Source organism: Cytophagia bacterium CHB2, assembly GCA_030263535.1.
In the GTDB taxonomy this organism is placed as follows: Bacteria; Zhuqueibacterota; Zhuqueibacteria; order Zhuqueibacterales; family Zhuqueibacteraceae; genus Coneutiohabitans.
Genome location: SZPB01000361.1, coordinates 1 through 6,565 on the forward strand (window position 1 = coordinate 1; position 6,565 = coordinate 6,565).

Sequence of the window (6,565 nt, forward strand, 5' to 3'; positions counted from 1 at the left end):
TCCTGCGCCCGCCGAATTTCCGCTGCCAGTGCTTTGCCGCCGGCGCCAAGATTCAAACTCGCAACGCTGTCAAAAGCCTCCTCATACCATTTCAACCAGGCCTGCAAAATCCTTCTGTTCTCGGAAGAATCATTGCTGCGCAAATTGTTTTGAGTTTCGTTTGCGATCCGCCAGGCCGCGCGTTTTGACAACAGCCTCACGGTCTCAACCGCATCCGTTTCCGAACAATTTGCTAAGAACAACGCGGTTGCCGCAACGCTCACAGCGACATTCGCCATCTCGCTCGCCGAGACTTTGTCGATGTCATCGTTGCTGGTGTGATAATACACGTCGGTGAAATGCCAGGCGAGAATCGCCGGAATGCCGTTGTGCACGAACGGCACATGATCGCTGCCGCCTTCAAACGGGTTGGTTTTGATCAACCACGGCAGTTGCATTTGCCGGGCGCGCGCTTCACATGCCGCATAAAAAAGATCGTTCAGAAAACTCCCGCGCAAATCTGCTTCAGCGACATCTCCCTGTCCCCATTCCGTGTGTTCATCCGGAGGGCGCGTCCAGATCGCCGAGGGATCGGGAGTTTTTTCGATCAAAAAGCTGCCGCCGGTTTTGACAACATCTTCGCCGACCATGTCCAGCACCAAGGCCGCTTTGATTTTGTCGAACACCCGTGGCGTTGACTTTTGCCAGCGCCGCACGGTCGCGATTTCTTCCACCCACATAAAATTCAACGTGCGCGCCGGGCGCGGCAATTCACCGCTGGCGATGAGACGGCGCAGCGTCAATGCCATCTCCAGCAAGGCGCCGCAGCCCGAGGCATTGTCATTCGCGCCCGGTTCGTCAACGTGCGCAATGAGGACAATGATCTCCTCCGGCTTCTGCTGGCCAACGATTTCAACGCTCACTTCCCGAACGATCTTGGGTGTGAATTGCGCGAGCACGCTGGCGTGCACTTCGACTTTGCCCTGGCGCATGAGGGAATCCAGCAGAACTTGACTGCCATATGAAATCTTGAATGCAAACACGGAGGGAGAATCAATATATGGAATGGAACTCATGCTGATCGAAGAGGGATGCTCGGCCGGCTGGTTGTAATCCGGCAGATATGACGAAACAATTCCTGCTGCTTCGCCAAGTTTGACCGCGCGTTCGAACACCGAGGCCGGCGGTTGATGCGTGTAAGCCGCTTTGCCGCGCAGACTCTGCGGCGCGATTTCGATGCTGTCGATGAACACCAATTCCATGCTTGCGCCCGGCAAGGGCGTCGCATGTGAATTCACGCACAAAGACATTTTGGCTTGAGCCAGAGAATGGAGAAGCGAATCAATCGGCGCAACCAGCCGCAGTTCGGCGTCAAACGGCTGCCAGGCGCGCGCCTGCGGCAATAAGGTGTCCCTCACGGAAAGCCGGAAAAAAGAATCCGCTGCGGCAAAACCACCCGCGCGCAGCGCCGTTGCAAAATAGTCCATGCACAAATTGAAATCCTGATTGCCGGCGTGACGCCAATAGTTTTGCATGAAAGCAACAGCCCGCATCGCGGTTTTGCCGTCAAGGTGCCGGCCAACGGCTCCCACATTTTTGACGAGATTTCGCGGCGCATCTTGCGCAAAGCCGGGCGGGATGGAAGAAGAAAGCAGGAAGGCGAAACAAACGAGGCGCGGGAGTTTAGGCATCTTCATGCAGGCGGCGCTCCAAATACTGTTGCAGATTCGGCCCAGCGGGATTGACCAGAACGGTTTCGAGCCAGGCCTGCCGCTCGAAACAAATCACGCGCAAATCCCACACACAGGCGATCAATCCCGTGGGCGTGACGTATTCGAGTTTTGCCGGTTGCGTTGCAGGCGAGACATAAACATGGTGATGCAATTCGTTTTCGTCCGCCCAGTAGTCCACAAAAACGAAGTTCGCGCCGCGGCCGTCATGCACGCCCATGAAACCGAGATGATAATGATTTTTTGTTTGTATACTGGCCAGTTGTGCGGTTGCGATTTCTTTTGCGGCAGCCAGCAACTCGGGCCGCGGCAAAGGACGGCGATAGGCAATGCCATAAACTTTCAATGTCCAGCCGGCGGTTTGCCATAGTTCGAGAAAACGAATCGGGCGGGGTTGATAAGGTTCCTGCAATTGCATCAAGGTGGAGGGCTTCATTCGTTCGATTTTTGTGATGGTACAATTTCAACCGGAGGCAATTTTTGCAGCGCTGCAATTTTGAGTAACTGGCTGTTACCTTAATTTGTAGGAGTACCCCCTCGAAATGTCATCCCGCCCGGCGGGATCTTGTGAAGTATGGGGAAAAACCGCTCGAACCGGCTGCGAATCCGGTACATCGCAGGATTCCTCCTGAATGATGTTGACAAAGGCACGGGGAAATCTCGAACTTAGCGTTGCAGTACCAACTACGCCGCTTTCAACTCCCGCTCGTTTGCTTCCGCTTCTGCAAGGAGAGCAATAAAATCTTCGGCGCGCGTGCAGGTGATTAAACCGGTGCGCAAGGCAGCCGCGCCGCGAATCTCGGAGATGTATTTCACCACGTGTTTCCGAAAGAGAATCAAGCCGTAATTTTGATCATAATAATCGCGCATGAGGCTGAGATGGCGGCGAATGAGCGCGGCCTTTTCGGCAAAGGAGACTTCGTGGCGATCCTTGCGGCTGAAGATCCAGGGATTGCCAATCGCGGCGCGGCCGATCATCACCGCATCACAACCGGTTTGTTCCTTAATACGCTTGATATCATCCCGGCATTTGACGTCGCCGTTGCCAATGACGGGAATTTTCAACGCCTGTTTGATTTCCGCAATCGCATTCCAATCCGCGACGCCGTTGTACGCTTGTGCCTTGGTACGCGCGTGCACCGCGATCAGGGCGGCCCCGTTGTCTTCCAATGTCTTTGCTACTTCAATGTAGTTGCGCGATTGATGATCCCATCCCAACCGAATCTTGCCGGTCACCGGAATCGGCAAAAGTTTGGAGAGGCGATTGAAGATGCGCCCGATTTTCGGCGGGGTGCACAGCAATCCGGCGCCCGCGCCGCGGCCTGAAACCTTGGCCACGGAACAACCCATGTTCAAATCAATGATATGCGGGCCCAATGCGGCAATGCGCTGGCAGGCTTCAACGATTTTATCCTCATCGCTGCCGAATACCTGAAACGTCATGGGATATTCGGAAGGGTGAAAATCGAGCATGCGCATGGTCTTGGCATTGCCGTGCAGAATGCCGTCCACCGAAACGAATTCCGTGTAACCCATGGCGCTGCCGAATTCGCGCGCAATGATGCGGTAGGGCAAATCGGAGAATCCGGCCATGGGCGCCAATACGAGATCGCCGTAGATGGGCAGATCGCGCACCATGAAGTGCGGCGCAAGAGATGCCGGACTGGCGATGTGCATGTGAGTTTCCAATCGCAATAACTCTATTCGAAATGACGAAACGTTTTTGATCAGTAGGCAGAACAATAGCCGCGGCATATGCCAAATGACGAATCAAATCTAAAAAAATTTCTGTCGAAATCCAGTGTCAAGTTGCGCGGATTCCAGTATGGCAGTGCCTTTCAGATAGAAGATGAAATCCGAACTTTGCCATACAACTCCATCACCGCTTCCGCAAATCCCCCCCAACTGAAATGCTCTCGCTTCTGCGCGATGGCCTGCCGCATGTTCTGCTCCAGTCTATTTTCGAAGTAAAAACGAATCTTCGCGGCCAGCTCTTGCGGCGTTGGTGAATCCGCCACCAGCCCGGTTTCGCCGTTTTCCACCATTTCAGCCAGCCCACCGACGTTGGTGACGATTACAGGCAGATTGAAGTTAAACGCAATTTGCACGATGCCGCTTTGGGTGGCGGATTTGTAGGGCAACACACAAACATCTGCCGCGGAAAAAAACGCCGGCACTTCGGCGTCGTCAATATATCTCACAAACAATTTGATTCGTTTAGCGGTTTGCGTTTCATCAATCAAGGTTTGATAAGAAGAAAAATCGCCGTACATCTCGCCGGCAATCACCACGCAATAATCATCCGGCAGGAAAGCGGTGGCGCGAATGAGATTATCCAGGCCTTTATAGCCCCGGATGAAACCGAAAAAGAGAATGATTTTTTTATCACAAGGCAGCCCCAATTTTTGACGGGCATCCACAGTTGGCAGCGTTGCGCCAAAATGATCGTAAAGCGGATGCGGTTTGAGTGTGTAACGCGCTTCAGGCTGCAGCCTCAACAAATCGCGCTCCACGGTTTTGCTCATCACGATGAAGCCGTCGTAACGCCGAAGGAAGTATCGTACCAACAGCATATCGCCCGGGCGCTGTTCGTGCGGAATAAGATTATCGATAATGGCAATGGCCGTTGCGCCGCGGCGGCGCAGTTTGCCGGCAACATAACCTAGGCTGGGTGCAAAAAACGGCATCCAAAACTTGGTGAGAACAAGATCCGGCGCATAGGCGCGCATCAGCGCGGCGGTTTTACGATAGGAAAGCGGATTGATGCTGTCCAAAATCGGCTGCGCCGGAATCTCGTCGACTTTGTCAGCGGGTGTGACATATTGCGTCGCGCCGGGAAAAAGCAAATGCGGATACTGCCGTGTGAAAGTGAATGCGCGTATCTCATGATGCTTTTCGAGTTCACGATACAACGAAGCGTTGAATTGCGCAATGCCGCCGCGAAAAGGATAAAACGTGGAGAGGTAGGCGATCTTCATAACATCCGGCTCGACACAGGCTCGCCGGCGCGATGCGACATCTCCTGAATGGCATTGAACACGGTTGCCACCGGCAGATCGAGCATGCAATGGCGGGCGCGCCGACAGGTGTTGCCGAAGTAACAATCGCAACCGGATTCCGGTTGCACCATCACGCCGTTGCCGTACAACTCGAATTCATGAGGATTGAATATGTTGTTGAAAAGCACCAACGGCTTGCGCAGACCCAGCGCGATGTGCATCATCATGGTGACGGCGGTGACGACAACGTCGCATTGCGCGGTGAGCGAAAGAAATTGCTGCAAAGGAAACGTTCCCAAATATGTCGCGCCGGATTTTTGCGCAAGCGTGCGATTTTGCCCGTCTTCCTCCGGGCCGCCGAGCAACAAGGGAAATTGGTTCGCTTCCTGCAATTTTTTGATCAACTCGATCCAGTAGGTTTCCGGCCACAAACGCGTGAGCCAGCGCTTGCCGCAACCGGTGTTGAGGCCGATAATTTTACGTCCGGCCGCGCGTTCACGCAATTCCTGCCAACCCGCTTCAAGACGGTCTTTCAGCTCCAGAACATACGGTTCTTTTTTGAATTCAAATCCGCAGATGGCGAAAATCTCTTCCAAATAACTTTTACGATTTTGCTTCGAGATGTTGTCAAACGCGCCGGTGATGAGTTTGTCTTCTGCTGCGGCATTCAACGCCGTGAGCCGGCTGTGTTCGAGGCTGAAGCCAAATTTGTGGGCGGCAGTCACGTCGTGCAGCAAGGCGCAAGCTTCCACATCTTTGTCCAAATTAACCGCAATGTCGAATTCCAGATGCGTCAGGGCATAGATCGCTTTGAAATCGAATTTGTAAATTTTGTCGATGCGGGAGGCCGGCAAAATTTCGGGGGTGAGCGTGACCCAGGAAATATGCGCGCCGGGATATTCTTCACGAAAACGCTGCAACAGTGGCGTGGTGCGAATCACATCTCCGATTGCGCCCAGCTTGATGATGAGAATGCGTGTGCGGATGGGATCGTATTCATCACACGCCGAGCAGACTTGGTCGCGCAGTTTGTTGGGCGCGCAGGGAATGTCGCCGCGAAAATGGCGGCAATCGAATTTGATATCGGACAATTGCATGAGTTCAGATCAAAGATTGAAAGATTTCTGATTTAGCTTTTCAGTGGAACCGGCGATGGCGAGTGGCTTCAAATTTTTCGAATGAGGGCCGAGCCCCATTTATCCGGCAACTCGACGATTTTCTCAGGCTTGTCTTTCATGTACTCATTCACGGCGCGTGAGACGGCGCGCTGGGATTCCGGCGAGTTGTAATCATGCGCAAACAAATAGCCGCCGCTGACGAGACGCGGGTAGAAAAATTCCATGCCTGCCACAGTGGGCTTGTAAAGATCCAGATCGAGCATGACAAAAGCGAATTTTTCGTTTTCCAGCCCTTGCGCCGTTTCAGGAAAATAGCCGGGCTTGAAAACAACATGTTTGAGATCGCCGAGCGCGCGCTTCACCAGGTCAATACTCGTGTCGCGAAAACGTGCGTCCTGCCTTTCCAAATCGGATTCGGGAAAGCCGGCAAACGTGTCGAATAAATACAGATCGCGTTCCGGCGCGAGTGTATGCAGAAGACGGCTTAACTCGCCGCGGTACACGCCCACTTCTGCGAAACTGCCGGCGATATTCTGCGCGTGCAGCGATTTCACCGCGAGCGCCACCGCCGCGTAGCGCACCGGATCATCGGCCGCAGAAACGAGTTGTGCAATGCTCTGATCATAAGTTGGGAATTTAATAAGTAACTGTAGTTTGGCAAATTTTCATGTTCTTTTTCAAAAATTGGCTGAAAAGGCCAGCCAATCCTGAGGTATGGACAGACCTCACCACTGTCCCC

6 protein-coding genes are annotated in these 6,565 nt (G+C 53.5%); all 6 read right to left on the reverse strand.

Translation table 11 applies throughout. The features are described from left to right. Positions 1 to 1,676 (reverse strand): M28 family peptidase (locus FBQ85_24710; GenBank protein MDL1878334.1); only part of this gene is annotated, 1,676 nt, incomplete at its 3' end. After that, positions 1,663 to 1,863, reverse strand: a complete 201-nt coding sequence (locus tag FBQ85_24715; protein ID MDL1878335.1) for a hypothetical protein — start codon at positions 1,861 to 1,863, stop codon at positions 1,663 to 1,665. The genes FBQ85_24710 and FBQ85_24715, both read right to left, overlap by 14 nt. A 530-nt stretch (positions 1,864 to 2,393) precedes the next feature. Beyond that, complete coding sequence (gene dusB, locus FBQ85_24720; GenBank protein ID MDL1878336.1) at positions 2,394 to 3,464, reverse strand: tRNA dihydrouridine synthase DusB; 1,071 nt, start codon at positions 3,462 to 3,464, stop codon at positions 2,394 to 2,396. 83 nt (positions 3,465 to 3,547) lie between these two features. Beyond that, entirely contained in the window at positions 3,548 to 4,687 is a 1,140-nt protein-coding gene (locus FBQ85_24725) for a glycosyltransferase (protein ID MDL1878337.1), read from the reverse strand. After that, positions 4,684 to 5,805 (reverse strand): glycosyltransferase family 9 protein, encoded by a 1,122-nt coding sequence (locus tag FBQ85_24730; GenBank protein MDL1878338.1) that lies wholly within the window; start codon positions 5,803 to 5,805, stop codon positions 4,684 to 4,686. Before FBQ85_24730 ends, FBQ85_24725 begins: the two co-directional genes overlap by 4 nt. Before the next feature lie 68 nt (positions 5,806 to 5,873). Further along, entirely contained in the window at positions 5,874 to 6,467 is a 594-nt protein-coding gene (locus tag FBQ85_24735; GenBank protein MDL1878339.1) for a methyltransferase, read from the reverse strand. Between the last annotated feature and the right edge of the window lie 98 nt (positions 6,468 to 6,565).